This window comes from Tateyamaria omphalii (assembly GCF_014651375.1).
In the GTDB taxonomy this organism is placed as follows: domain Bacteria; phylum Pseudomonadota; class Alphaproteobacteria; order Rhodobacterales; family Rhodobacteraceae; genus Tateyamaria; species Tateyamaria omphalii.
Genome location: NZ_BMWT01000003.1, coordinates 463485 through 487370, shown reverse-complemented (window position 1 = coordinate 487370; position 23886 = coordinate 463485). Strand labels below are relative to the sequence as shown.

General features: G+C 59.8%; 27 protein-coding genes and 2 tRNA genes. 15 read left to right on the top strand and 14 right to left on the bottom strand.

What is annotated here, in order from left to right; translation table 11 throughout:
- Positions 1-630 precede the first annotated feature (630 nt).
- Positions 631-1392 (top strand): hypothetical protein, encoded by a 762-nt coding sequence (locus IE087_RS13120; protein WP_189369792.1) that lies wholly within the window; start codon positions 631-633, stop codon positions 1390-1392.
- On the opposite strand, the gene IE087_RS13115 is transcribed toward IE087_RS13120, so the two are convergent.
- Entirely contained in the window at positions 1393-2466 is a 1074-nt protein-coding gene (locus tag IE087_RS13115; RefSeq protein WP_189369791.1) for an Mrp/NBP35 family ATP-binding protein, read from the bottom strand.
- Positions 2467-2689: 223 nt separating this feature from the next.
- On the opposite strand from IE087_RS13115, the gene IE087_RS13110 reads away from it, so the two are divergent.
- From IE087_RS13110 to sigJ, 4 genes are all read left to right on the top strand, one after another.
- On the top strand, positions 2690-2920 hold the full coding sequence (locus IE087_RS13110) for a DUF1127 domain-containing protein (RefSeq protein ID WP_189369790.1): 231 nt from the start codon (positions 2690-2692) through the stop codon (positions 2918-2920).
- 390 nt (positions 2921-3310) lie between these two features.
- Positions 3311-3694, top strand: coding sequence for a hypothetical protein (locus tag IE087_RS13105; RefSeq protein ID WP_189369789.1), 384 nt, complete (start codon positions 3311-3313; stop codon positions 3692-3694).
- Positions 3691-4239: a hypothetical protein gene (locus IE087_RS13100; protein ID WP_229801377.1), complete on the top strand. Its 549-nt coding sequence runs from the start codon at positions 3691-3693 to the stop codon at positions 4237-4239. The genes IE087_RS13105 and IE087_RS13100 overlap by 4 nt, the downstream gene beginning before the upstream one ends.
- The gene (gene sigJ / locus IE087_RS13095; RefSeq protein ID WP_189369788.1) at positions 4236-5132 is read left to right on the top strand and encodes an RNA polymerase sigma factor SigJ; all 897 of its coding nucleotides are present in this window, start codon (positions 4236-4238) and stop codon (positions 5130-5132) included. The genes IE087_RS13100 and sigJ overlap by 4 nt, the downstream gene beginning before the upstream one ends.
- Here the strand turns inward: sigJ and IE087_RS13090 are convergent.
- The gene (locus IE087_RS13090; protein ID WP_189369787.1) at positions 5129-7558 is read right to left on the bottom strand and encodes an ATP-dependent helicase; all 2430 of its coding nucleotides are present in this window, start codon (positions 7556-7558) and stop codon (positions 5129-5131) included. The genes sigJ and IE087_RS13090 overlap by 4 nt on opposite strands.
- Before the next feature lie 164 nt (positions 7559-7722).
- On the opposite strand from IE087_RS13090, the gene IE087_RS13085 reads away from it, so the two are divergent.
- The 4 genes from IE087_RS13085 (at position 7723) to IE087_RS13070 (ending at position 13649) form a co-directional block, all read left to right on the top strand.
- The gene (locus IE087_RS13085; RefSeq protein WP_189369786.1) at positions 7723-8862 is read left to right on the top strand and encodes an alpha-hydroxy acid oxidase; all 1140 of its coding nucleotides are present in this window, start codon (positions 7723-7725) and stop codon (positions 8860-8862) included.
- Positions 8863-9040: 178 nt separating this feature from the next.
- Positions 9041-12487 carry a pyruvate carboxylase gene (locus IE087_RS13080; protein ID WP_189369785.1) on the top strand — a complete coding sequence of 1149 codons (3447 nt, stop codon included), beginning with the start codon at positions 9041-9043 and terminating at the stop codon, positions 12485-12487.
- Positions 12484-13191, top strand: coding sequence for a phosphotransferase (locus IE087_RS13075; protein ID WP_189369784.1), 708 nt, complete (start codon positions 12484-12486; stop codon positions 13189-13191). Before IE087_RS13080 ends, IE087_RS13075 begins: the two co-directional genes overlap by 4 nt.
- An 80-nt stretch (positions 13192-13271) precedes the next feature.
- Positions 13272-13649 (top strand): VOC family protein, encoded by a 378-nt coding sequence (locus IE087_RS13070; RefSeq protein WP_189369783.1) that lies wholly within the window; start codon positions 13272-13274, stop codon positions 13647-13649.
- Here the strand turns inward: IE087_RS13070 and IE087_RS13065 are convergent.
- Positions 13646-13831, bottom strand: a complete 186-nt coding sequence (locus IE087_RS13065; RefSeq protein WP_189369782.1) for a hypothetical protein — start codon at positions 13829-13831, stop codon at positions 13646-13648. The two genes, IE087_RS13070 and IE087_RS13065, sit on opposite strands and share 4 nt — an antisense overlap.
- Positions 13832-13857: 26 nt before the next feature.
- Complete coding sequence (locus IE087_RS13060; protein ID WP_189369781.1) at positions 13858-14256, bottom strand: hypothetical protein; 399 nt, start codon at positions 14254-14256, stop codon at positions 13858-13860.
- A gap of 98 nt (positions 14257-14354) precedes the next feature.
- On the opposite strand from IE087_RS13060, the gene IE087_RS13055 reads away from it, so the two are divergent.
- A tRNA-Gly gene (locus IE087_RS13055) sits at positions 14355-14429 on the top strand.
- A gap of 173 nt (positions 14430-14602) precedes the next feature.
- Here IE087_RS13055 and IE087_RS13050 read toward each other — a convergent pair.
- Positions 14603-14842: an Lrp/AsnC ligand binding domain-containing protein gene (locus IE087_RS13050; protein WP_189369780.1), complete on the bottom strand. Its 240-nt coding sequence runs from the start codon at positions 14840-14842 to the stop codon at positions 14603-14605.
- Positions 14843-14983: 141 nt separating this feature from the next.
- Between IE087_RS13050 and hisB the strand changes: the two genes are divergently transcribed.
- On the top strand, positions 14984-15571 hold the full coding sequence (hisB, locus tag IE087_RS13045; RefSeq protein WP_189369779.1) for an imidazoleglycerol-phosphate dehydratase HisB: 588 nt from the start codon (positions 14984-14986) through the stop codon (positions 15569-15571).
- Positions 15568-16206 carry an imidazole glycerol phosphate synthase subunit HisH gene (gene hisH, locus IE087_RS13040; protein WP_189369778.1) on the top strand — a complete coding sequence of 213 codons (639 nt, stop codon included), beginning with the start codon at positions 15568-15570 and terminating at the stop codon, positions 16204-16206. Before hisB ends, hisH begins: the two co-directional genes overlap by 4 nt.
- Before the next feature lie 236 nt (positions 16207-16442).
- On the opposite strand, the gene IE087_RS13035 is transcribed toward hisH, so the two are convergent.
- The gene (locus IE087_RS13035; protein WP_189369777.1) at positions 16443-16751 is read right to left on the bottom strand and encodes a phosphoribosyl-ATP diphosphatase; all 309 of its coding nucleotides are present in this window, start codon (positions 16749-16751) and stop codon (positions 16443-16445) included.
- Positions 16748-17509, bottom strand: coding sequence for an imidazole glycerol phosphate synthase subunit HisF (gene hisF, locus IE087_RS13030; RefSeq protein WP_189369776.1), 762 nt, complete (start codon positions 17507-17509; stop codon positions 16748-16750). The genes IE087_RS13035 and hisF overlap by 4 nt, the downstream gene beginning before the upstream one ends.
- A 199-nt stretch (positions 17510-17708) precedes the next feature.
- Between hisF and IE087_RS13025 the strand changes: the two genes are divergently transcribed.
- Complete coding sequence (locus IE087_RS13025; protein ID WP_229801376.1) at positions 17709-18149, top strand: DUF302 domain-containing protein; 441 nt, start codon at positions 17709-17711, stop codon at positions 18147-18149.
- Between the two features lie 3 nt (positions 18150-18152).
- Here IE087_RS13025 and IE087_RS23685 read toward each other — a convergent pair whose 3' ends face one another.
- Together IE087_RS23685 and hisA are read right to left on the bottom strand one after the other, a co-directional pair.
- On the bottom strand, positions 18153-18275 hold the full coding sequence (locus IE087_RS23685; protein ID WP_268244647.1) for a hypothetical protein: 123 nt from the start codon (positions 18273-18275) through the stop codon (positions 18153-18155).
- Between the two features lie 160 nt (positions 18276-18435).
- The gene (hisA, locus tag IE087_RS13020; RefSeq protein WP_189369774.1) at positions 18436-19152 is read right to left on the bottom strand and encodes a 1-(5-phosphoribosyl)-5-[(5-phosphoribosylamino)methylideneamino]imidazole-4-carboxamide isomerase; all 717 of its coding nucleotides are present in this window, start codon (positions 19150-19152) and stop codon (positions 18436-18438) included.
- Between the two features lie 131 nt (positions 19153-19283).
- On the opposite strand from hisA, the gene IE087_RS13015 reads away from it, so the two are divergent.
- Positions 19284-19661 (top strand): DUF2147 domain-containing protein, encoded by a 378-nt coding sequence (locus IE087_RS13015; RefSeq protein ID WP_189369773.1) that lies wholly within the window; start codon positions 19284-19286, stop codon positions 19659-19661.
- A 58-nt stretch (positions 19662-19719) separates the two neighbouring features.
- On the opposite strand, the gene IE087_RS13010 is transcribed toward IE087_RS13015, so the two are convergent.
- The 3 genes from IE087_RS13010 to rlmB form a co-directional block, all read right to left on the bottom strand.
- Complete coding sequence (locus IE087_RS13010; RefSeq protein ID WP_189369772.1) at positions 19720-20193, bottom strand: CoA-binding protein; 474 nt, start codon at positions 20191-20193, stop codon at positions 19720-19722.
- Positions 20194-20415: 222 nt separating this feature from the next.
- Complete coding sequence (locus IE087_RS23780) at positions 20416-20706, bottom strand: hypothetical protein (RefSeq protein ID WP_189369982.1); 291 nt, start codon at positions 20704-20706, stop codon at positions 20416-20418.
- A gap of 9 nt (positions 20707-20715) precedes the next feature.
- Positions 20716-21492: a 23S rRNA (guanosine(2251)-2'-O)-methyltransferase RlmB gene (gene rlmB, locus IE087_RS13000; RefSeq protein WP_189369771.1), complete on the bottom strand. Its 777-nt coding sequence runs from the start codon at positions 21490-21492 to the stop codon at positions 20716-20718.
- Positions 21493-21598: 106 nt separating this feature from the next.
- On the opposite strand from rlmB, the gene IE087_RS12995 reads away from it, so the two are divergent.
- Positions 21599-21682: transfer RNA gene (locus IE087_RS12995), tRNA-Tyr, on the top strand.
- Positions 21683-21787: 105 nt separating this feature from the next.
- Here IE087_RS12995 and IE087_RS12990 read toward each other — a convergent pair.
- Together IE087_RS12990 and IE087_RS12985 are read right to left on the bottom strand one after the other, a co-directional pair.
- Positions 21788-22813: a quaternary amine ABC transporter ATP-binding protein gene (locus IE087_RS12990; RefSeq protein WP_189369770.1), complete on the bottom strand. Its 1026-nt coding sequence runs from the start codon at positions 22811-22813 to the stop codon at positions 21788-21790.
- A gap of 1 nt (position 22814) precedes the next feature.
- Positions 22815-23849 (bottom strand): ABC transporter permease, encoded by a 1035-nt coding sequence (locus IE087_RS12985; RefSeq protein WP_189369769.1) that lies wholly within the window; start codon positions 23847-23849, stop codon positions 22815-22817.
- Between the last annotated feature and the right edge of the window lie 37 nt (positions 23850-23886).

Below are 23886 nucleotides of genomic sequence, written 5' to 3'. Positions count from 1 at the left end.
CGGCGGGTTGATCTGCTGCCACTGATCAACCCGCCGCCCTCGTCCCGCCTCGCGGGATGTCCAGCTGCGCGCGCCACCTGGGGGGATGTCTGCTCGCTCGCGCGCCGGATCTCTGGTCTGATGAAAGCGAGGTGCCTGTATGAAACCTGCTAGAGTTTTGTTTTTTGCTTGGGGTCGTTTGCTGCCCCGTGCTCGTTCTCATCTGATGTCATTAGGTATGACGTGGGAAAACATGGGACGCAATGGTTTTTTGAGGTCACAACACACTACAACTGGTTTCCCCTCGCAGTCGAAAACAACATATTGCGGATGATTTCACCAGATTTCAGGAACATGCTGTAAGATGAAGAAGATATGACACAATATATTGTGGCGATGATCAGATAGCATTACCGCACCACAATTTCCCAAAAAAATTTGGGCCAATTGTATGGCATCGCTTATGTTCTCTACTTGTTCCGGCGTAAATATGTGCTACTTAGGTAGATTGATTCGAATCACACAACTTTTGGCCACTCTTGCCCATGGTTTCCCATGCCGCATCCCATATCGCCCCGCCCGTCCCATGAAATCCCTTGCGAAGGGCGCGCGAACGCGGCAACAGCACCCCAAAGCCAGACAGGAGCACACATGTCCTACGCCATCCGCATCTTTGTTCACGCCGTTTCCATGGTATTCCGTGACCTTGGCGCAACCTTTCGGGCCACGTCTGCAGGTATTGTGCTGATTGCAGTGGGTGCGGGTTTGCTGATCGCAACGGCCCCCGGTCTGGCCAGTGGCGTGACAAACCTTGACGACACCGAAGCACTGTCGACCATTTCGAATTTCGGTCTTCTCATCCCGGCGTTCCTGCTGATGGCAATCGGTTACCTGATGATGATTGCGGCCTGGCACCGTTTTGTGTTGCTCCCGCTGGAACAGCGGGACGAAGGTTACACCCCAAGCGCTGGCATCGTGCTGGGTTATCTCGGCCGCAGCATCCTGTTGGGCCTTCTCATCACCCTGATCGCCCTTCCACTTTTCGTTCCCGTGGGTCTCGTCGGCGCGGGAGCCGGTGAAGTGATGGCGGGAATCGTTGCGATACCGCTGGTCGTGCTGCTGGGCTGGTTGTTGTTCCGATGGAGCCTGATCCTTCCCGCCTGCACCATTGGGCGCAAGATGACTTTCCGCGAAAGCTGGGACGCGTCGAAACCCTTGGCACTCACCATCGTCGGGATCATGATTATACTGGCCGCAGTGGATTTCGGCCTGAACTTCGCTCTTGGCACCATTCTGACAGACAATATCGTCAGTGGTCTCATCTCCATAATTGTTTCTGTGTTTTATGCGTTGGTCAGCGCCAGCATACTCACGACTCTCTATGGTATCGCTGTCGAGGGGCGCGACGTTTGATCAGGCCATACCGCCCTTGATCAGCCCTTCGGCGATGCGCGCGTAGACCTGCGCCATCGGCCCGTCGCCAACAGCAATAGGCGTGCCCCCGTCTCCGGCAAGGCGCGTCTCAAGATCAATTGGCAATGCTCCCAGCAAGGGCACGCCCAACTTCTCGGCCTCCGCCGCAACGCCCCCTTGGCCAAAGATTTGATGCTCCGACCCACAATCGGGACACACGAACATCGACATGTTCTCGATCAGGCCCAACACCGGCGTCTTTAGCGTCGCAAACATGTCCAGCGCCTTGCGCGCGTCGATCAACGCCACATCCTGCGGGGTCGAGACAACAATGGCCCCTGAAAGTTCGGATTTCGTACACAGGGTCAGTTGCACATCCCCGGTACCCGGCGGCAGGTCGACCAGCAGAACATCCAGCTCGCCCCACTCCACCTGCCCCAGCATCTGCTGCAGCGCGCCCATCAGCATGGGGCCACGCCACACCACGGCCTTGCCCTCTTCCATCATGAACCCAATGGACATCAGGGTGACGCCATGGGCGTGCAAGGGAATGATGGTCTTGCCATCCGGCGACGCGGGCCGCTTGTTCACCCCCATCATGCGGGGCTGAGACGGACCATATATATCCGCATCCAGCAGCCCCACTTTGCGCCCTTGCTTGGCCAGCGCCACAGCAAGGTTCGATGAAACGGTGGACTTGCCAACACCGCCCTTGCCCGACCCAATGGCAAGTATGCGTTTGACGCCAGTGGGCTTCGTGGGACCGTCCTGGGGCTTGGGGTGCCCCCCGATCTTCAGGCTTGGCGGCGCAGCAGGCTTCTTGGCCGGGCCATGCGCCGTTAGGGCCACGCGCACCTCTCCAACTGCGTCCAGCGCCCGCACCGCCGCTTCGGCAGCCGCACGAACGGGCTCCATCTTGGCCGCCAGCTCAGGGTTGGGCGCCTCGATCACGAACTGCACGGCATCGCCCTGCATCTGAACCGCTCGAATCAAATCCCGGCTGACCAGGTCACCTCCATCCGGCATCCCCACGCGCGCCAGCGCGTCCATAACATTTTGTTTCGTGACAGCCATGCTCGATTTCCCCGCTTTATGATGAAAGAAATGGCATAATTTTCGCGTCTTACAAGAGCTTGAAAACAGCACCGTCCGAAACGCTGTTTCCTTGTGCACATTGCCCAGGCTTTGGACCACAACCCCATGCAATTGCTGCATAGCAGCATTGAATTGGTGTCCATTGTGCACCCGCAGCATTGGCTTATATTTGGGTCAACGAAATGAGCATGAGGCAAAGAACATGGCCTATTACAATGATGTAGCACGACGCAGCGACCTCGTGGAACGTATCCTCGGCACGGTTGCCCGCGTGTTCGAAGCCGCTGCAGAGCGTCGCGCAAAACAGCGTATCTTCCGCAGCACATTCACCGAGCTGAACGCTCTGTCCAACCGTGAACTGGCCGATCTGGGCCTGCACCGGTCGGAACTGAAGCGCGTCGCTTGGGAATCCGCGAACGACCTGACAGCGTAACACAAGAACACAAGGATCAGATCGCCCCCTCCTCCTCCCTGGGGCATCTGAAATTGGCGGCGGCGCCCTCCTCCTCCCTGGCGTCGCCGCACTTTAACACCGCAATACGTCGCACTTTCGGTCTTCCTCCTCCCTGACCGACGCGATGTTGCAAGAGCGGCGGCATTCACCTCCTCCCGAATGTCGTCGCACGAATACCGCACCGAAGGGTGCAGAGATTGCTGAACCGGTCCTCCTCCTCCCTGACCGGCCGGCATGACGAAGGCGGCGGCCCCCTCCTCCCTGGGGACCGCCGCTTTTTTATTCCCATCTTCAATTAACTTGCCCGCAAATGTCACACCGGCCTGACCTGCCACGTCATCCCAATGACAAAGGCAAGGATACTATGGCATGGACCGTGTTCTCTGGATCGTAGGGATCTATTTAGTGGGTTTGGGCATCCTGATGTGGACGCAGCCGCAGCTCTGGTACTCCAACACCCCCGGTGTTGCACCCATGAGGCCCTTCAACATGCATTTCGTTCGCGACTTCGCCTTGGTGTTCGGCACCAGCGGCCTCGCGGTATTGTACGCAGCACGCTCGCGTAACCACGATGTGTTGATCGTGGGCCTTAGCTGGCTCGCCCTCCACGCTCTCTATCACCTCGTCACATGGGCCAACCGGGGCTTTGCCTTTGATCTGGTGGCTTTCGTCAACCTGTTAGGCATCCAGCTTCCAGTCTGGACATGCCTTGCAATCGCTTTCTCAATGCAACCCAAGGAGCAAACCTCATGATCCGCGCATTTCTTCATTCCGGTGCCCGCCGCTTTGGCAAACAATTCAACTACAATACGCAGTACATGCATGACCTGATCGACATCGACCCACGCGCCGGTCTGCGCATGACCCTGTTCCAGAAGGTCAGCGCCTATGCCGGCCCCAAATCCGCGCATCACGTCCGGATGGGGGCCATGGTCGGCTCAGCCGTCGAGGGCGATTGCGGCCCTTGCGCCCAACTGACCGTGGACATGGCCTTGGCCTTTGGGGCCCGTGCTGCCGATATCCAGGCCAGTCTGAATGGCGCACCGGATGCGGCAGGTGACTTCGGCCTCGGCTACCAGTTCGCATGGGCGGCCATTCGGGGCGATGACACGCTGGATGCACTGCGCACCCGGATCGAAGCAGCCCATGGACCCCGCGCCGTCGTGGCCGCCTCCTTCGCCGCTGCCTTTACCCGTACCTACCCAGTGCTCAAGCGTGGCATGGGCCACGGCAAACTGTGCCAGCGGCTGGATGTGAATGGCACGTCCATCACACTTACCCAACCGGTCGCCGCATGACGTGGACCGACCAATTCGAAGCACAGCGGCCGATGCTGACGGCCCTGTGCTATCGCATGCTCGGTGAAAGGGCCGCCGCCGAAGACGCAGTACAGGACACGTGGCTCAAGTGGGCCGCAGCGGATCATGCCGCCATCCGAACACCGGCCGCATGGTTGCGCACCGCCGCAACACGGGTGGCCATCGACAGCCTGCGACGGGCCAAAACGCGGCGGGAATCCTATGTTGGACCATGGCTGCCCGAGCCATTGATCGTAGATGAAAACACGGCGGAAGACAGCTTTGCCCAAGCGCAAGAATGCGAACTCGCCTTGCTCTGGGTGATGGACACGTTGCCCACCAGTGAACGCGCCGCATTTGTCCTGCGCGAGGCGTTCGATGCGTCCTATGCCGACATCGCCCAGACGTTGGGCAAATCCGAAGCCGCCTGTCGCCAATTGGTCAGCCGCGCGCACCGCCGCGTTGCGCAATCGGCCCCGGACCTGACCCAACCCGCAAGCAGACGCGCCGCCCAGATCAGCGGCTTTCTTGCCGCCATTGCCAGCAACGATCTTGACGCGGCCAAGGCTTATCTGTCTGACGATGCCGTCTCGATCTCGGATGGCGGCGCCAAGGCACGCGCGGCCCGCCGCCCGCTCGTTGGTCCGGACGATATCGTTCAGGTCTCGCACGCGGTTACGTTGAAAAATGCCGGGCGTCTGGTGCCGACACAGGTCACGGCGAATGGCCACCCGGCGGTGCTGATGACCAAAGACGGTCAGACCGAAGCGCTTGTCACTGTGGCGCTAAACACCAGTGGCTTGATCTGTTGGATGTATATGATGCGCAACCCCGACAAGTTAGGAGCGCTGAATCCTAGACAAAACGATCCTCTTGGTATTGTCACATCCTAGAAAGGAATGTCATCCGTTCCCGACACAAAACGCGAGACAACCTTCTTGGTGCCCGCCTTCTCGAACTCCACTTCCAGCTTGTCACCTTCAATCCCGACGATGACACCATACCCGAATTTCTGGTGAAACACGCGCTCGCCCACCGTGAAAGCCGACACGGCGTTTAGGTCGATCACCGTGTTCCGGCTCTCCTTGGGCTGACTCATGGGCCGCTCTCCGGCCCGCGCCTGCAGCCGCTTCCATCCGGGCGAGTTGTAGACATTCGCCTCCGCTGCCGCTTGGTGCAGCCGCGACTCACCCCCCATATTTGGGGCCGCAGCACCAAAGCCGCCCCCATACAGGCCCGGTGGTGTCAGCACATCCACATGATCCTCGGGCAGCTCATCAACAAAGCGCGACGGCATGGATGATTGCCATTGCCCAAACACCCGCCGGTTCGAGGCAAAGGAAATGGTGCACACCTCCTCAGCGCGTGTGATGCCCACGTAAGCCAGGCGGCGCTCTTCCTCGAGCCCCTTGATCCCACTTTCATCCATCGACCGTTGCGACGGAAACAGCCCGTCTTCCCAGCCCGGCAGGAACACCTGCGGGAACTCCAGACCCTTGGCCGCGTGCAGGGTCATGATCGACACTTTGGCCTCGGCATCTTCGCTCGCATTGTCCATGACCAGCGAAACGTGCTCAAGAAACCCTTGCAAATTCTCAAAAGATTCAAGGGCTTTCACAAGCTCCTTCAAGTTCTCCAGCCGCCCCGGAGCCTCAGGCGTCTTGTCATTCTGCCAATGCGCGGTATAGCCCGATTCATCCAGAATGATCTCTGCCAACTCGATATGGCTCACCGGCGGCGGGCCGTATTCGACACGCAACGGGGCAACGCCCTCGTCAATCACCGAGTCGTCCTGTGCCACTTCGATGCGCGGTCCGCGCAGTTTGGAATTCCAACGCGCAATGCCATCAACAAGCGCGCCCAACTCCTTGCCACCCTTGCCTTTTATCAAACCCTGATCAACCGCCAGCCGCGCCCCTTCGACCAGCGAAACCCCGTTGGCCCGCGCCGTGATCTGGATGGTCTGCTGCGCCTTGTCCCCCAAGCCTCGCTTGGGTGTGTTCACGATCCGCTCAAAGGCCAGATCGTCGTCAGGCGACACCACAACGCGGAAATAGGCCATCGCATCCCGAATCTCCATCCGCTCGTAAAAGCGTGGCCCTCCAATCACGCGATACGGCAGTCCGATGGTCAGGAAGCGATCCTCGAACGCACGCATCTGATGCGAGGCCCGCACCAGAATAGCCATGTCTTCCAACGACATAGACCGTACACCTCGTGTGCCGGCTTGCGCCGCCTCAATCTCTTCCCCGATCCAGCGCGCTTCTTCCTCACCATCCCAATGGCCGATCAGGCGCACCTTCTCGCCTTCGTCCTTGTCGGTCCACAGCGTCTTGCCCAGACGGTTCTCGTTGCCATCAATGACACCCGAGGCCGCCGCCAGAATATGCGGGGTCGACCGATAGTTCTGCTCCAGCCGCACCACATGCGCGCCGGGAAAGTCCTTTTCAAACCGCAGGATATTGCCCACTTCGGCCCCGCGCCAGCCATAGATCGACTGGTCGTCATCCCCCACGCAGCAGATGTTCTTGTGCCCCTGCGCCAGCAGCCGCAGCCACAGATACTGGGCCACGTTGGTATCCTGATACTCGTCCACGAGGATGAACGCGAACCAGCGTTGATACTGTTGCAGCACGTCCGGATGCGCCTGAAAAATGGTGACCATGTGCAACAGCAGATCGCCAAAGTCACAGGCATTCAGTTCGATCAAGCGGCGCTGGTATTGCGCATAAAGATCAACGCCCTTGTGATTGTAAGCCCCTGCATCTGTTGCAGGAACCTTGTCGGGCGTCAACGCCCGGTTCTTCCACCCATCAATGATGCTGGCCAGCTGCCGCGCAGGCCAGCGCTTGTCATCTATGTTGGCCGCCTGAACCAGTTGTTTCAAAAGGCGTATCTGGTCGTCCGTGTCCAGAATGGTGAAGTTGCTCTTGAGGCCCACAAGCTCGGCATGGCGGCGCAGCAGTTTTACGCAGATGGCGTGGAATGTGCCCATCCAAGGCATACCCTCGATCGGCTGCCCGAGCATCTGCCCCACACGGTTCTTCATCTCGCGCGCGGCCTTGTTGGTAAAGGTCACAGCCAGAATCTCATTCGGGCGCGCCCGCCCGGTGTTCAACAGATGCACGATGCGCGCAGTCAACGCTCGCGTTTTACCGGTCCCCGCGCCAGCAAGCATCAGAACCGGTCCATCAAGTTGCTCGACTGCCGCACGCTGTGCCGGGTTCAAACCATCCAGATAGGGCTGTGGCCGCGCCGCCATGGCGCGTGCGGACAGGGATGCCCCTTCAAAGGCGTCAAGATCATCAAAGCTGCTCATGCCACAATGTATCGCGACAGCGCTCAAAGGAAAAGACTGATGTTCACGCCATGTTCCACCCTCTTTTGCCCTTTTCGAAACCGCAGTTCGGAAAGCCCAACAGGCAGAGCGTTCGCAAATTCAACGCCTTGCAGCCCTACGCGCCCATCTCCATAGTCCCGCGCATGGATCTGAACAGCCGCTATCCCGCCCTCAGCGATCTGCGCGACCGCGCTCGCCAACGAATCCCGAAATTCGTTTGGGAGTACCTGGACAGCGGAACCGGGGACGAGGCCACGCGTTGTCGCAATCGCACAGCGCTTGATCGCGTGGGGCTGTTACCGTCCATTCTGCATGGCGAATTCGAAGCCAATCTTTCAACGAACCTGTTGGGACAACAGCGCGCCCTGCCCTTTGGCATCGCTCCAGTTGGAATGTCCGGACTGATGTGGCCCGACGCCGAACGCCACTTGTCGCAAGGTGCAGCGCGCTTGGGCATGCCCTACACCTTGTCCACAGTGGCGGCAGCATCACCCGAGGATGTCGCTCCAGTTCTGGGTGAGGATGCGTGGTTCCAGATGTATCCGCCGCGTGACGAGGGCATTCGCAAGGACATGCTAGACCGCGCCCGCGCTGCCGGGTTCAAGACATTGGTGCTGACCGTCGATGTGCCCGTGGCATCCCGGCGGGAACGGCAAACACGGTCCGGCATTACCAACCCACCTCGTCTGACACCGCGCCTGATGGCTCAGGTTGCCATGCGACCAGCATGGGCAGTGGCGATGGCGCGCAAGGGCATGCCACATATGCGAATGCTGGATGCCTATGCCACAGCGGCAACCAAGAACCTGCCTGTGACGGCGCATGTCGGATACTTGCTGCGTACCTCGCCGGATTGGGACTATGTGTCGTGGCTGCGTGATGCTTGGGACGGACCCTTCGTCGTAAAGGGCGTCATGCGAGGCACGGATGCCGAGCGGCTCGAAGGGCTCGGCGTCGATGCGATCTGGGTGTCGAACCACGCCGGCCGACAATTCGATGCCGCCCCCGCCACAATCGAGGTCCTGCCAGCCGTACGCCGCGCTACACGCCTGCCAATCATCTTTGACAGCGGTGTCGAAGGCGGATTGGACATTTTGCGCGCCATGGCATCGGGCGCTGATTTCATCATGCTGGGTCGCGCATGGCACTACGCGCTTGCCGCACTCGGACCGGATGGCATCGATCATCTCTGCCATATCCTGTCCGAAGACTTGAAGGCCAATATGGGCCAACTCGGAGCGCGGACGCTGCAGGACCTGCCTAAACCCTTCCAACACGCCTAGCGGCGACACAGGTCGGCATCAGGTGAGTATTGACTGAGTGCCCAGACGTCACAGCCGGTCATCCACCGGGCACCTTTTCTCCTGCCGGTCAATCTACCCACAACCACGTATTGTTTGCGTCACGTAAACATCATAGAGAATGCCGCGACTGCAAAATACGGCCCCGGGGGGAGCGACCATGCCCGATTTCCAAAAGATTCTCATCGCCAACCGCGGTGAGATCGCAATCCGCATCATGCGCGCAGCCAACGAAATGGGGAAAAAGACGGTCGCCGTCTTTGCCGAGGAAGACAAGCTGGGCCTGCACCGCTTCAAAGCGGACGAAGCCTACCGTATCGGCGAGGGACTCGGGCCAGTTGCCGCCTATCTGAGCATCGACGAAATGATCCGCGTCGCCCGCGAAAGCGGGGCTGACGCCATCCACCCAGGCTATGGCCTGCTGTCGGAAAACCCCGATTTCGTGGATGCCTGCGAAAAGAACGGCATCACCTTCATCGGCCCCAAATCCGAAACCATGCGTGCCCTTGGTGACAAGGCCAGCGCTCGCAAGGTCGCCATCGCTGCTGGCGTTCCTGTCATTCCCGCTACCGAAGTGCTGGGCGACGACATGGACGCCATCCGGAAAGAAGCCAAGGAAATCGGTTACCCTTTGATGCTCAAAGCCTCATGGGGCGGCGGCGGACGCGGGATGCGCCCCATCATGGGCGAAGCGGAAGTCGAGGAGAAAGTGCTCGAAGGCCGCCGCGAGGCAGAAGCAGCCTTCGGCAACGGCGAAGGGTATCTGGAAAAGATGATCACCCGCGCGCGCCATGTCGAAGTACAAATCCTCGGCGACAAACACGGCGGCATGTATCACCTCTTTGAACGCGACTGCTCGGTCCAGCGCCGCAACCAGAAGGTCGTGGAACGTGCCCCCGCCCCCTACCTGACGGACAAGCAGCGGGCCGAGATCTGCGACCTTGGCTACAAGATTTGTAAGCACGTGAACTACGAATGCGCGGGCACGGTCGAGTTCCTGATGGATATGGAAACGTCCAAGTTCTACTTCATCGAAGTGAACCCCCGTGTGCAGGTCGAACACACGGTGACCGAGGAGGTCACCGGGATCGACATCGTACGCGCCCAGATACTGATCGCTGAAGGCAAACCGATTGACGAAGCGACTGGCAAGGCCAGCCAAAAGGACATCGTCCTGACCGGCCACGCCCTGCAAACGCGGGTGACCACCGAAGACCCACAGAACAACTTCATCCCCGATTATGGCCGCATTACCGCTTACCGGTCGGCCACCGGGATGGGCATACGTCTCGACGGCGGTACGGCTTACGCGGGCGGCGTCATCACCCGCTACTACGACAGCCTGCTGACCAAGGTGACATCCAAAGGCCCAACACCCGAGATCGCCATCGCCCGCATGGACCGCGCCCTGCGCGAGTTCCGCATCCGGGGCGTTTCGACCAACATCGCCTTTGTCGAAAACCTGCTAAAGCACCCGACCTTCCTGTCGAACGAATACACAACTAAGTTCATCGACGAGACACCTGAACTGTTCCAATTCCCCCGCCGCCGCGACCGCGGCACCAAGGTTCTGACCTACATCGCGGATATCACCGTGAACGGTCACCCGGAGGTCAAGGACCGCCCCAGCCCCCGCGCCGACATCAAGGACCCGAAGCCACCATCGCTGCAGGCCGATCCGTCCCACCAGATGGGCACACGCAATCTGCTGGAACAAAAGGGCCCTCAGGCCGTTGCGGACTGGATGAAATCGCAACAGCAATTGCTGATCACTGACACCACCATGCGCGACGGGCATCAGTCTCTGCTCGCCACGCGGATGCGCAGCTATGACATGATCAAGGTGGCACCCGCCTACGCCGCCAACCTGCCGCAGCTCTTCTCGATGGAATGCTGGGGCGGTGCGACCTTCGACGTCGCCTACCGCTTCTTGCAGGAATGCCCGTGGCAGCGCCTGCGCGATCTGCGCGAGCGTATGCCGAACTTGATGACCCAGATGCTGCTGCGCGGGGCCAATGGTGTGGGTTACACCAACTACCCAGACAACGTGGTGCAGGAATTCGTGCGCGTCGCCGCAGACACCGGCATCGACGTCTTCCGCGTCTTCGACAGCCTGAACTGGGTTGAAAACATGCGCGTCGCCATGGATGCGGTCCAAGAGCAGAACAAGATCTGCGAAGGCACGATCTGCTATACCGGCGACATCATGGACCCGGACCGGGCCAAGTATGACCTGAAATACTATGTCGACATGGGCAATCAGCTGAAAGATGCAGGCGCCCACGTACTGGGCCTCAAGGACATGGCGGGCCTCCTTAAACCCGCTGCGGCCAAGCAGTTGATCCGCGCCCTGAAGCAAGAGGTCGGCCTGCCCATCCATTTCCATACCCACGACACCGCCGGTGTAGCGGTTGCGACGATTCTGGCCGCAGCCGAAGCGGGCGTGGACGCAGTTGATTGCGCAATGGACGCGCTATCAGGCAACACGTCGCAAGCCACACTCGGCACCGTTGTCGAAGCGCTGGAAAACACCGACCGCGACACCGGGCTCGACATAAACGCGGTCCGCGACATCTCCGACTACTGGGAGGCAGTGCGCGCGCATTATGCGGCGTTTGAAAGTGGCATGCAGGCCCCCTCCTCCGAGGTCTACCTGCACGAAATGCCGGGCGGCCAATTCACCAACCTCAAGGCACAGGCGCGCAGTCTTGGCCTCGAAGAACGCTGGCACGAAGTTGCGCGCACCTATGCAGACGTGAACCAGATGTTCGGCGACATCGTGAAAGTCACTCCATCATCCAAAGTGGTTGGTGACATGGCCCTGATGATGGTGTCACAGGGGCTGACCCGTGACGAGGTCGAGGACCCTGACAAAGAGGTAGCCTTCCCCGACAGCGTTGTCGACATGATGCGCGGCAATCTTGGCCAACCTCCCGGCGGCTTCCCGCATGGCATCCAGCAAAAAGTGCTCAAGGGCGAAGAGCCCAATACGGCCCGCCCCGGCGCAGATGTGCCGCCGGTCGACCTGGAAAACACACGCGCCGACCTGTCCGGCCAACTCGAAGGCAAGGCCATCGATGACGAAGATCTGTCGGGCTACCTGATGTATCCCAAGGTGTTCCTTGATTACATGGGGCGTCACCGCACCTATGGCCCTGTCAGGGCTCTGCCGACCAAAACCTTCTTCTACGGTATGAAGCCCGGCGAAGAGATCACGGCAGAAATCGATCCGGGCAAGACGTTGGAAATTCGTCTGCAAGCAGTGGGTGAAACCAACGAAGACGGCGAAGTGCGCGTGTTCTTCGAGCTCAACGGCCAACCGCGCACGATCCGCGTACCAAACCGTCTGGTGAAGTCGCAGACAATCTCTCGGCCCAAGGCCGAAGATGGCAACGCCAGCCATGTTGGCGCACCCATGCCGGGTGTTGTGGCCAGCGTCGGCGTCACAGCCGGACAAGAGGTTTGCGAAGGCGACCTTCTTCTGACCATCGAAGCCATGAAGATGGAAACCGGCATCCACGCCGAGCGCGACGCGGTTGTCAAAGCCGTGCACGTTTCGGCCGGCGGCCAGATCGACGCCAAGGATCTGCTGGTCGAATTGGAGTGACCCCGCCGCTAGGCGCATGGGGCCTGACGGGTACGCCCGTCCCCCTGCCCGGCGGACACCGCAACACTGTGCTGCGGGTGGGCCAACACGTGCTCAAATCCACGCGGAGGTCAGAGGCCGCGATAACGTGGCTCTTACCTGTCGCACGGCATGCAGAGACTTGCGGGCTGAGCGTGCCCACGCCATTGCGATCCAGCCTTGGCACCTTCTTGGTCGACGGTTGGACCTGCGAACCGTTATGCGAAGGGGGCTCCACACCTCCTAAGACGATTGCCGATAAAATTTCCCGCCTTCACAACGTCGCCGCTGACCTGCCCCAACGCGACGGGTTTGCATCCGCCCGCGATCTTCTGACCGAGCCGTCGGGGGGAGATATTGATCTGGCCGGAATGCCAACGGATCTTGTTTTCCAACTCAGGGCCGCTTGGTCGGCCATCAGCCTCGAAACCACGCTTGTGCACGGCGACCTGAACCCGGACAACATCCTCACCGACACGGACGGCAATGTGACAGTGATTGACTGGGACGAAGCACGCCGCGATCACCCCCTCTTTGACACAGTCACTTGGACCGACGCACCTACGCCGATCATCAAACAAGCCGCACTCGCCTGGGAAATCGCGTGCTCTTGGCAACTTGAGCCTGAGCATGCGCGATCGCTTGTGCCTTCGTTCACGTCGGCGCTGAAGTCTGGCGAGCGTTGACACACAATTGCGACCTCTCCGGATCAGGCTTAAACACATACGCGCAACGCCCGCGCCCAACTTACACACCCGGTACCGACATGCACATCCAATCCTTCTCCATCCTCGTCCCGGACTACCAAGCAGGCCTGGACTTTTTCTGTGGCACGCTGGGTTTCGAACTGGTCGCCGACATCGATCAAGGGCGCAAACGCTGGATCGAAGTGCGCGCACCCGGTGCGCAAACGTCAATCATCATTGCGCGGGCGGACGGCGCAGATCAGATCGCCAGCGTCGGCGCCCAAGGCGGTGGACGGGTCTGGTTGTTTTTGCACTCGGATGACTTTGCCCAAGACCATGCACGGCTAACGGCACGCGGGATCGATTTCGAAGAAGAACCGCGGCACGAGGTTTACGGAACCGTGGCTGTCTTCCGTGACCCCTTTGGCAACCGCTGGGACCTGATCCAACGCGCCTAGCGCACTGTATCAATCTGCGTATCGAAGATGGCAGAGGCCGTGAAAAGAACGCTACCGACCACCTCAATCCCAGCACTTACATGACGCCCCAGTCGCGGCTCTGCATCGCCTGATGCGACACAGCCAAGAACAATCGCAAAGGCCAGTGTCAGTGATTTGGCGGCGGACAGGCTGAGGTGCATCTGGGATCCTTTCTGTTGAGCTGGTTCTAAACAGGTGACGGAATGACAGTGACCGCGCCTTGCCCCGCAACGCCGAAGTCCAGAAACAGGATAAAGCTGGCCGGAGGCGGCGTGGCGAACGTCACGGTTGCGCGCGTTGGAACATCCTCCGCGAAATTGACGGCAACCGGTGCATCAAACTGTACGGTTGCGCCAGGAACGTACATTGCCTGCAGGACCAACGGACCACCCAACCCCGTGAGGGTAAGCCGTATGTTCACTTGAAGCCCCACCATGACGGCCCGCTCGACCTGGGCCATCATGGTGGGACCATGCGGCCCGTCATGAGCTTGGGCTGCCGGAGAAAAAGCACAGGCAGAAAGCAGGGCAAGGACCGCAATTGTGTCGCGTGAGTGGCGGATCATATGACTTCTACGCAAGGTCATCGGCCTTCCGTCGCCTGTTCGCAAATTTTTTGCAATCTTGTCCATTTTCCGCTTGCAGCGCGAAGCGGGTAAAAGTATTCCACGCCTCACCCAAGGAAGCGGGCGTAGCTCAGGGGTAGAGCATAACCTTGCCAAGGTTAGGGTCGGGCGTTCGAATCGCCTCGCCCGCTCCAAAATCCTCCTTGACGGGAGTGACAAAAAGGCCGCCGCTTGGCGGTCTTTTTTGTTTTGGATGCAATTGAACCGACGCGTTGCCACGCCAAGGTCCAGCAGATCGATTACATCAATCGGCCCTTCTCCACCTGGCAACACATCCCAACCTCGTGAGGCGTGCCCCAAAAGATGCCTAGAATACCTTGAAAGTCATGGTGGTCAGCGACCGTTCGATGTCGTCGATACCCAACAACTCATCGTTGATGTATTTGCCGACATCCTGACCTTCAGGAATGTAGACCTTCATCAACAGGTCATAGTCACCCGAGGTCGAATAAAGCTCGGAATGGATCTCACGCAACGCAATCTCTTCGGCGACCTTGTAGGTGGAACCGGGGCGACAGCGGATTTGGATGAAAACACAAGTGGTCATGGGCAAGGCCTTGGGCAACTGAGGTGCATGCCCCCGTAGTGGCACGTCTGCACAGGTCCCTGCAAGCGTGATGGGCGCCTCTTGGCGGCGCTGCTCTGCCCGCCTATAGAAGCACGCGAACCCATTGGCAGGAGGCGCGCGATGCGCAGCACCACCCTCACCCGCACCACCGCGGAAACCGATATCTCGGTGTCTCTCGACCTTGATGGCACGGGGCAATACGACAACGAAACCGGCGTCGGATTCTTTGACCACATGCTGGATCAGCTGGCACGCCACGCGCTGATCGACATGACGGTGCGGTGCAAAGGGGACCTGCATATCGACGACCACCATACGGTCGAGGATGTGGGCATCGCCATTGGGCAGGCGCTCAGCCAAGCCGTTGGAAACAAGAAGGGAATCCAGCGCTACGGGTCTTGCCTGTTGCCGATGGATGATGCCCTTGTCCGGGCGGCACTGGACCTGTCGGGGCGGCCCTTCCTTGTGTGGAACGTGGACCTGCCGACGCCCAAAATCGGAACCTTTGACACTGAGCTCGTGCGCGAGTTCTTCCAAGCGCTCAGCACCCATGGCGGCATCACGCTGCATGTGGACATGCTGCACGGGATCAACAGCCACCACATTGCCGAAGCGGCCTTCAAGGCGGTTGCGCGTGCGCTGCGCGTGGCCCTTGAGGTCGATCCGCGCACCGCAGACGCCATCCCGTCGACCAAGGGCAGCCTATGAGCCTGACAGTCCTAATCGACTACGAAAGCGGCAACCTGCACTCGGCTGAAAAAGCGTTCGAACGCATGGCGCGTGAGGCGGATGCAGGCACAGTTGTGGTGACCTCAGACGCGGATGTCGTGGCCAAGGCCGACCGGATCGTGCTGCCGGGCGACGGCGCCTTTCCCGCCTGCGCCGCAGCGCTGCGTGGATCAGGCGTGTATGACGCACTTGTCGAAGCCGTTGAAAAAAAGGGGAAACCCTTTCTGGGCATCTGCGTGGGCATGCAGTTGATGGCCGCGTGGGGACGTGAGTATAGCGACACGCCGGGTTTGGGCTGGGTCGATGGTGAAGTGGTGCCAATCACGCCGTCAGATACAGCTTTGAAGGTGCCGCATATGGGGTGGAACGACCTTGTTCTGGAGGCGCAACACCCAGTGTTTGAAGGGGTGTCGACCGGCGATCACACCTATTTCGTACACTCCTATCATTTCGAGGTCGCAGACCCTGACATGCGGCTCGCCCATGTGGATTACGGTGGAGATGTTACTGCCGTCGTTGGGCGAGACACGATGCTGGGGATGCAATTCCACCCCGAGAAAAGCCAAGACATCGGTCTGCGCATGATCCGCAATTTCCTGACCTGGGCGCCCTGACAGGCGGGGCGGAGGACACCTCCGCCTTACGCGCGTAAGGCGCATTTCAATGCGCCGTCCGCCGTCGAAGGGCAGTGTGCCATTTGCCTGGTTAACATTGCCAAAACACACCGCACGGCGCACAAGCATTTGAAAACGCGCACAAACCACAGATCAACCAAGAAAGAGTTACAGCAGCTAACAGGCTGTCCCCGCGGGGACAGATTTCAGATTCGTAAGGCGGAGGTATCCTCCGCCTAACCCCGCGCCGCTTTTTCGGCGATACCAGATGTGCCCTGGCGCCGCGCCAGTTCCTCCATTACGTCACTCACCGTCACGTCCCGCGACGCCAGCATCACCAACAGATGATAAAGCACATCCGCCGCCTCGGATGTCAGGGCGACCTTGTCATCTCTCACCGCCTCAATGATGGCTTCGACTGCTTCCTCACCGAATTTCTCGGCACATTTTTCCGGCCCCTTGGCCAGCAGCTTGGCGGTCCAGGAGCTATCGGGATCGGCTCCTTTACGGGCTTCGATCGTGGCAAATAGATCGTCCAGTGTCATGTCAGCCTCATCGGGATGCCCGCCGCCGCCATGTGGGCCTTGGCTTGGGCAATGGTATAATCACCGAAGTGGAAGATGGAAGCCGCCAGCACGGCGGAGGCGCCCCCTGCGGTCACGCCATCCACAAGGTGATCAAGCGTGCCGACGCCGCCGCTTGCGATCACGGGGATCGGCACGGCGTCCGAGATGGCGCGCGTCAGAGGCAGGTTGAACCCCGCGCGTGTCCCGTCGCGGTCCATGGAGGTGAGAAGGATCTCCCCTGCCCCTTTTTCGGCTGCAGTGCGGGCAAATTCGACCGCATCAATGCCCGTCGGCTTGCGTCCGCCATGGGTGAATATCTCCCAGCGCCCCGGCTCGACCGTCTTGGCGTCGATGGCGCAGACAATGCACTGGCTGCCAAACTGGTCGGCGGCGCGCGCGAGCACATCGGGGTCTGCCACGGCAGCGGAGTTGAACGACACCTTGTCGGCCCCGGCCAGTAACAGCGCCCGCACATCCGCCACCGTACGGACACCACCGCCCACCGTCAGCGGGATAAAACACTGTTCTGCCGTACGTTGCACCAGATCGAACATCGTGCCCCGGTTTTCATGGGTTGCATGGATGTCGAGAAAACACAGCTCGTCCGCGCCTGCAGCGTCGTATGCGCGGGCGGCTTCGACCGGATCGCCGGCGTCGATCAGGTCGACAAAGTTCACGCCCTTGACCACACGGCCATCGGCGACATCAAGGCAAGGAATGATGCGGGTTTTTAACATGCGCGTCTGGTAGCGTGGATTTGGCAGCGGGGAAAGGGGCTCTGCCCCCCGGCCTGCGGCCTCCCCCGGAGTTTATCCGGCAAGATGAAGGAATATTTCCGCCCATCTTCACTCATTCACGGAAAGGTGCATGGCCTTCGCTCGCGCATATGACAGGTTCGGGCTATTGCAAACGAGGAGACGCGTGATGCGGATTTTGATGGCTCTGGTAACGAGCCTTTTTTTGACAGGTACGGCAATGGCTGGTGACAACGGGATTGTTCGCAAGGAATCGGCGAATGGCGTGGTGGAGACGATGGATGCGCTTCAGGCCGCGCTGGAAGGGGCCGGGTTGACCATTTTTGCGCGCGTGGATCACGGGGCGGGTGCCCAAGGCGTTGGCGAAGACATTGGCAACTCGCAGCTGCTGATCTTTGGCAATCCCAAATTGGGCACGCAGGCGATGCTGGATGACCGAACCTCTGCCTTGTTCCTGCCGATGAAAATCGCGGTGTTCGAGGACGAAACAGGCAAGACCATGATCGCCTACGAAGACCCGGCGGCAATGCTGGGTAAATTGGGTGGAGTGGCTGAGGATGCCGCCTATGTCCAGACCATGACTGGCGCGTTGGGCAAGTTCACCGACGGTGCTGCGCAGTAAGCGCTAGCCGCGCCATCGTGCGACAAGGTCACGGCTGATCTGGATCGCCAAGATCAAAAGAATCACGGCCCCTGCGGGGACCGTGATCAGCATGAACCATCCCGAGACGAACATGGTATACAACATTTCGCCCCGGTCTTTTCCTTAGATGATACAGGGATTGGTGCCACCTTCGTGCAACCTACAGCCGTGCGTCTCTGCCAGCCAGATGGACATCACGACGCCCAAAATGGGCAAGGCGCAGACCCCAAGCAGAGAAACAAGGATGGGGTAAAGGGCCAGCGTATCATGCAAGCATCTCAAGCGCGGCCTTGAGGTCGATGGCTCCGTCATAAAGCGCACGGCCCGAGATGGCCCCCGAGATCACGCCTGTCGCCTTAAGCGCCGTCAGATCGTCCAGTGACGACACGCCGCCGCTTGCGATGACGGGAATATCCACCGCTTCGGCCAGGGCCTGCGTGGCAGGGATGTTTGGTCCGCCCATGGCCCCGTCGCGGTTGATGTCGGTGTAGATGATTGCGGCCACGCCCGCGTCCTCGAAGGATTTGGCGAGATCAGTGGCGTCCACGTCTGTTTCGGTCGCCCAGCCTTTGGTCGCGACCTTGCCGTTCCGCGCGTCGATGCCCACAGCCACGTGACCGGGAAACGCTTTGGCCGCTTCGCGCACCAGATCGGGGTTCTCGACCGCAACGGTGCCAAGGATGACCCGTTGCAAGCCCTTGGACAGCCACATCTCAATTGTCGCCATATCCCGGATGCCGCCACCAAGTTGCGCGGGCACGGCGCAGGATTTCAGGATCGCCTCAACCGGGGCCGCATTCAACGGCTCACCTGCGAAGGCGCCGTTCAGATCGACAAGGTGCAACCATTCGCATCCAGCCTCGACAAAAGCGCGGGCCTGTGCCGCCGGGTCGTCGTTGAACACGGTGGCCTTGTCCATGTCCCCGTGTACGAGGCGCACGGCCTGGCCGTCCTTGAGGTCGATGGCGGGATACAGGATCATGTTGTTGGGCCTTTCACTGTCTGCGCGCGTCCTTGCACCTATCGTCAAGATTCGCAACGCGACCCAAGGTCATTCTTGCTTTGATGCGGTTCAATGGCTCACAGTCCTGCGCATTACGGAGGAGACCACTCATGAAACACTTGATTGCAGCCGCATGTCTGGCCGTTGCTGGCGCAGGTGTCGCCGCAGCCGACCCAGTGCACGGAACCTGGAAAACAGAAACGGGCGAAACCGGCGGCTATCTGCACGTCACGATCGCATCTTGCGGATCGAATGTCTGCGGCACAATTGCCAAAGTCTTCAATAGCGACAACACGTCGTCAGAAGGCAAACCCATCATTTGGGATATGAAGTCCAAGGGAAATGGCAGCTATTCTGGTGGCAAGATCTGGGCACCAGATGTTGACAAGACATACCGGTCGAAAATGTCACTGAATGGAAACGCGCTGAAGGTTTCCGGCTGCGTCGGACCGATTTGCCGAGGTCAGACCTGGACGCGCGTCAACTGACCCTTTGCACTGACGAAGCATGCGGCCTCGTGCAGTTCTGCACGGGGCTTTTCTGCGGCTAAAGCTTGGATGAAATGATGCCGGTGTTGAATCCACCCATCCGCAGCTCGCCGAACAGGCGCTGGTACTCGATCTTGGGACAACGATTCTGAATAACCGTCAGACCCGCTGCACGCGCCTTGGCTGCGGCGTCGGCATGTTCCACGCCAATCTGCATCCAGATTGTTTTCAGGGTTGGAATGCGCGCCATGGCGTCATCGACGATCTCGGGCACCGCCTCGGACCGGCGGAAGATATCCACCATGTCGACGGGCTCAGTAATCGAATCGAAATCAGGCACGATCTGGCGCCCAAACAGCGTCTCGCCCGCGTAGACCGGGTTCACCGGGATCACGGTGAAGCCCTTGAGCGCGAGGTACCGCGCCACATAGTAGCTGGGTCGCACCGGGTTGGTGGACACGCCCACGACGGCGACAACCTTGGTCCCCGTCAGGACCTGTTTCAGATGCGCATCGGTATAGGTTTCGGACATGATTTCCCCCTGCCCGGTCACGTTCCCAAAAAAACGCCCCGATCGCAAAGCGAAAGGGGCGCGCAGGTGCGGAACGAGGGACAGTGAAATAACCTACAGGAGTTCCAAACCTGTGGTTCACTACTTAAGATATGATCACTCACGTCTTGCAAAAGACCTTCTCGCAAATCTGTGAACGAAAACTTAAAGGCCGGATTTGACACCCCGGTGTCTACACCTCGCCTAGTCAAAGATATCTTCAATGATATCAAATGCGTCCTCGAACATGTCCGCCCAACGCGACTTGCGTTTCTTGTACTTTTTCTTGGCGGGCTTTGGCTTGCTTTTGTGCCGGATGGCAGAGGGTCGGACCGTCTCACGGTCACCGGATCGTTTCTTGGGCAACATCTTGAGGTCGTGCAAAGGCGCACCGCAACTGGAACAGGCCAGTTCGTGGCGTTCGCGCCCTGTCAGAACGAGCGCGGCACGGGTGCCGCAATAGCAGCAGGTGGCGATTTTCGTGGGGTGGGCGATGGTCGCCTCCTATCCATGGTCCTTGGAGGCATATAGGGCAAGTGCGGCAGCATTTGAGACATTGAGTGACCCAAACCCGCCCGCCGCGTCGATTTTCGCCAGTGCATCACAAGTTTCGCGGGTTTTCTGTCGCAAGCCGGGGCCTTCGGCGCCAAGAACCAGAGCGACGGCGCGATCCTTTTGGCCGCTCAGGGTGGTTTCAATCGTTGCGTCCGCCTCTCCGTCCAGTCCCAGAACGATGTAGCCCATGCCCTGCAACTCCACGATGGCATCCGCCAGGTTGCGCACTCGCACATAGGGTTGCCGTTCAAGCGCGCCCGAAGCCGTTTTAGCGAGCGCACCAGTCTCTGGTGCCGCGTGATGGCGCGTGCCAATGACAGCAGAAGCCCCCAGAACCTCGGCCGAGCGCAGAATCGCCCCCACATTGTGCGGGTCCGTCACCCGGTCGAGCAGGATCAGCCGCGGCGCTTCCGCCCCAATGGCCACATCGGCAAGGCTGCCCCAGTCCAACGGCTTGACCTCGAGCGCTGCGCCCTGATGGACAGAACCCGGATCAATCGGCGGCTTGAACTTGCGTGGGTCGATCACGTCGGGCGTGATGCCGGCGGTCAGAATGGCGTCTTCCAGCTTGTTCTTTGCATTCAGCGTGACCATCAGGCGCAGTTTTTCACGTTTGGAGTTTAGCAGCGCGTCGCGTACCGCGTGCAAACCGAACAGCCAGACCGTCGCTGCCGCGTCCGCCTTTTTCGCCTGTTCCTTTTCGACGACCCATTTGGGTTTTTTCATCTTTGCACCTTTGGCCCTTGGGGTCTGATTTTGTGCCTTGACCCTTGATATACGTCCCGGTAATCACGCGCTCACGCCACCGGGGTTCAGGCCCTAATGGCGTAGTGGGCGACAGGCCGCAAGGTGTGGCAGGGGACTGTAACTCCCTCGCGGAGACGCACGCCTGGTTCGATTCCAGGGTCGCCCACCATTCAAACCGGCAGCTGTGCTGCAAAACTGATCCGGGGGATCAATTTTAGGTTTGAATGCCAAGCAGCGGCGCTGCGCGGCAGGTTCTCCAACTAAAAACCACCCGTCATGACCCAGACACCCGTGGCACCAACGCCTTGACCAGATCTTTCATGTCGAGTTGACCCACAACCTCGCCCCCATCCGTCACTTTGTAGACGTGATTGGTATCCCCACCTGTCAGCGCGATCATATCTTCGAGGTTGCGGGAGGCCTCGACCTCTCCGTCGAAGTTGTCGCTTTGGATGGGTTTCATCACCGACCGGACACGCAGCACGCGGGCGCGGTTGATGTCACTTACGAAGTCTTCGATGTAAGGGTCTGATGGGGCGAGCAAAATGCCCTGCGGCTCGCCCTGCTGCACCACAGCCCCATCCTTGAGGATCACGAGATGATCGGCCAGTTTCAGCGCCTCGTCCAGATCGTGCGTGATAAAGACGATGGTCTTGTGCAGTTCCTTTTGCAGCTCCAAGAGCAGGTTCTGCATATCGGTGCGAATGAGTGGATCGAGGGCCGAAAACGCCTCGTCCATCAACATGATGTCGGTGTTGGCTGTCAGCGCGCGAGCAATGCCGACCCGTTGCTGCATGCCGCCGGAGAGTTGTGACGGATAGCGGTCTTCGAACCCCTCAAGCCCCACGCGCGCCAGCCATTTGCGCCCTTCGGCATCGCAGGTCGCCTTGTCCGCGCCCTGCACGCTGAGCGGAAGCTGCGCGTTTTCCAGCACCGTCTTGTGCGGCAACAGCGCGAATTTCTGGAATACCATCGACATCTGTTTCTGGCGCAGGTCGCGCAGGGCTGCCTGCCCCATCTTCATCACGTCCTGCCCATCCACAAGGATTTCACCGGCAGAGGGGTCAATCAGGCGGTTGAGGTGCCGGATCAGGGTGGACTTCCCCGACCCGGACAGGCCCATGATCACCGTGATCTCGCCCGGCTGCATGTCGACATTGATATCTTGCAGACCCAGCACGTGCTTGTGCTTTTCCAGCAGGGTTGTCTTGTCCATGCCCGCCTGGACATGGGGCACCATGGCCGCGTCGTTGGGGCCAAAGATCTTGTACAGCCCGCGCAGGGACACTTTTGCGGTCATCTCAGTGTTCCTTGCGTCCGGTATCAACACGGGCCAGCGCGGCCTTGGACACGCGATCAAGGATCACGGCGAGCAACACGATGCCCAGGCCCGCAACGATGCCCACACCGAGTTCGAGGTTGCGGATGCCACGCAGGACCAACACACCAAGGCCGGGGGCTGAGACAAGCGAGGCAATGACCACCATCGCAAGGCTCATCATGATCGTCTGGTTCACGCCTGCCATGATATTGGGCAGCGCCAGTGGCAGTTCCACACGGGAAAGTTTTTGCCACGCAGTCAGGCCAAAAGCATTGGCTGCTTCAATCACGTCCTTGTCCACTAGGCGGATGCCGAGGTCGGTCAGACGGATGACCGGCACGATGGCGTAGAGGATAATGGCAATGCCATAGAGCTTTGACTCCGTGACCGAAAAGAGGAAGATCAGCGGGATCAGGTACACGAAGGTGGGCAGCGTTTGCAGCAGGTCGAGGATGGGAACGATGGTGCGTTGAGCCGTGTCGGATTTCGACATGCCGATGCCGATCGGCACACCGAAGAGGACCGAAAGCCCGGTACAGACAAACACGATGGCAAGGGTCTGCATCGCCACCTCGTAGTGGTCGATGAACCCAAAAAAGAGCAGGACAAGGCCGACGAAAGCCGTCACGGATTTGGAGCGGCTGACCAGCCATGAGATCAGCAACAAAGCTGGAATCATCAGCCACCACGGCGCGCTTTGGAACACCCAGAGTGTGCCGTCGAGCATCCAGCTGAGCGGTTGGGTGATGGGATCGAGGACGAATTTCAACTCGGACCGGATTGACAGGAACCCCTGTTCAATCCCGGCGGTCAGGTCACGGGTCTGGCCGATACGCCCGCAGGCCTCGTGCAGCACGTCGAGGGACGGAAACGGCAGCCCACCTTCCTCTGCCACCGCGTCGTTGCCGCCGCTTTGAGCCAGAAGCTGCGCCATGGACATGGGCGCATCTTCCTTGCCGACGTCGCACCACTCCCGCAGGCCAAGGCCGTCGAAGATGCCATCATAGGCTGCCATGTCGTTCCCCAGTTTCTTGATCTTGCGCCCCAAGGGG